The 2,433-nt window shown below is 44.6% G+C and carries 2 protein-coding genes; one reads left to right on the forward strand and one right to left on the reverse strand.

Annotation, left to right across the window (positions count from 1 at the left end; translation table 11 throughout):
• Positions 1-342: 342 nt before the first annotated feature.
• Positions 343-1,254 (reverse strand): hypothetical protein, encoded by a 912-nt coding sequence (locus Q7V32_RS15885; protein ID WP_304897956.1) that lies wholly within the window; start codon positions 1,252-1,254, stop codon positions 343-345.
• 934 nt (positions 1,255-2,188) lie between these two features.
• On the opposite strand from Q7V32_RS15885, the gene Q7V32_RS15890 reads away from it, so the two are divergent.
• The coding region (locus Q7V32_RS15890; RefSeq protein ID WP_304897957.1) for a hypothetical protein at positions 2,189-2,433 on the forward strand (245 nt) is incomplete at its 3' end.

Below are 2,433 nucleotides of genomic sequence, written 5' to 3' on the forward strand. Positions count from 1 at the left end.
TGCGGAGCAGTTGACAGCGATCCAGCGCTGGTACCGAATCTTGAGTTTAGCGCTGGTTAAGTATCTCAAGGGGCGTCAATTGCAGTCGCCGGAATGCCTGTCAGCGCCTGCTTAGTGGATTCAACCGCTCTTTTTAGGATTAACGCTCGTTAATAACGTGATCTGTTGCGATTGTATTGCGGTTAAAAGGATGGGGTTGGAATTGAGCTGTGCGCTTGATTGCCGAATACCCAATCGATAGCTAAAGGCGTCGGTTTTCGAAGAAGATAAAGACGACACTTACAAGAATGGTCCCTGGAGCTGGCACAAGCTTAGACTCCAGGCCATTCTGTCTAACTGATATTATGCCGCAGCAACCACGGACTTTCTACGCACAACCCCAAGCAGGCTCAACAGACCGCTACCAAACAGCCAAACTGCGCTGGGTACTGGGACGGAGGATACCCCATACGAACCAACTCCTAACTGAAAACCCCCAACATCAGTATAAGCTGGCCCTGCAAGCATGTTAGCTAAGCTTGGGGCCACCAACAGGTCGCCAGTCAATAGCCAGTTATTCGCATCGGTAACGATTACCTTTAAATTGGCTAAATCGTAGGCGGCTAGGGTGAAAGCAGAATTATTATTCAGGTACCACCCTGATGTGCCATTGCTGGTTCGGGTAGAGTCAAACTGAAGCGAAAAATCGCCAGTATACATTTTGCTGGGGTTGCCGTTGAAGTTCGGAATATAAAAACCTTGCATACCGGTCATACCCAGCTTTTCACCGGCAACGCCAGCCAGTGTGCTTGAATCTATACTAAAGCCTGCAGTGGTTGCTTGAACATGCCGACCGGAGAGCTGACCGACTGGATTAGTACCGATTGGGGTAAGGTCATGTACCAAATTAGTCGCTGAAATTGGAGTTGCTCCGATAGTAGAAGAGAAAGCAGCAGCTGTGACTACCGTGGGATCGGAAGCTGCGGTATTGGAAAATGAAGATAGGTAGTAGTTGTTAGTCCCCAAAGTACTGCCACCCACATAGTTTCCTAGGGCGGCACTGTCCAGGTTAAAGGTAAAGGTTCCGCCTGTTAAGGCACTCAGTGAAATAGCATTTGCATTGGTCGATAAAGCAAGTGATGCGAGTAGCACACACTGTGTAAAAGAATGTTTCATTAAGATTGTTCCATTGCTGTTATTTCTTGTTCCTTTGCTGCCAATCACTAAAAGGTATGTTTGATCAGTAAAGTCCCAAAAATAGGAATAAAAATTCAAAGACCTTGTCGTAGATCGGGAAGGCTCTTAAAAATAAAGCAATAAATGCGCCACTTTTAAAGGCTTGTCAAAAGGCTTGATTTATCTAATCAAGATTTTATTTGTCTAATTTTGACCTCAAACTATGTTATTTGCCGTGTTTTATACTGAAAATAACATAGTTTCCTATCGGTAATGATGCTGCCGAGCAGGTCAAGTCAAGTATTGAAACTACAACAACCCCAGCCTGCAAAAGAATGGCATCCATTTTGTTAATTTAGCCAAGTTAACCAATGCACTATGCGTGCTCCGGCTGAAATGGCTGACACCGACTTAGAAAAGCAATAGAAGGTGCTAGGTCTTGCAATCAAGCATTTTTAACAAAACTCAAGGGCTGATATGCATTCTAAAGCTGCCAGCCAAATTCGAATCATCAGTAGCCTGTTTTGGTAGTTGTGACGCAGTTATAATATCAATTTACACGCCCAATACCGGACATTCAACTGAGTCAAAAGATACCTTAACTATTGAAATTGGAAAGTTACCCCGGCTGACCGGTTTTGGCCGTGAGCTGACCGCCTCAACCAGCAGTCGTCGGTCATAGTCAGTCCGATATTGAACCCTTGTGCATAGGCGATGAGAACACCGATACAGGCAAAAAACATCGCGACTAGGATGACTAAATCATGTACCTCCGGCGTAAAAGCCAATCTTAGCTTTGAAACACTTGAAAAGTAACATTAGTAATGGGAGAAGCTGGAATCAGGCGGTTGATATCGAGAATATTGTAGAAGATAATGATAACAATACAGGGTTCAATGGTTAATTGAATGTTTGCAGAGGAAGTCTCATCTCCAGGATAGGAGGGGCTGGGTGAAAGCCGGTATAATCAGCATTCATAAGAAATTATTTTTTATACCCTTCCTCAGCGTACCCGTTATCCGATAAACGTTTCATGAAAGTCCTTGTCTACAACGAACTCAATCCCAAAGCTATTCCCGGCTTCGCCAAACTGCAAAGCTACTTGGAAGACGATGACTTCAAATCGGCGGAGGTTAAAAAAGTCGGCGATAATTTGTACCGAGCCAGGCTCAATCAACGCGACCGGTTGCTGTTCTCCATTTATCGTCATCAAGAACAAAGCTATGCGCTGATTCTGGAGTTTATCAAAAACCATGCTTACCAGGACTCGCGTTTTCT

This window comes from Methylicorpusculum sp. (assembly GCF_030651835.1).
GTDB lineage: Bacteria > Pseudomonadota > Gammaproteobacteria > Methylococcales > Methylomonadaceae > Methylicorpusculum.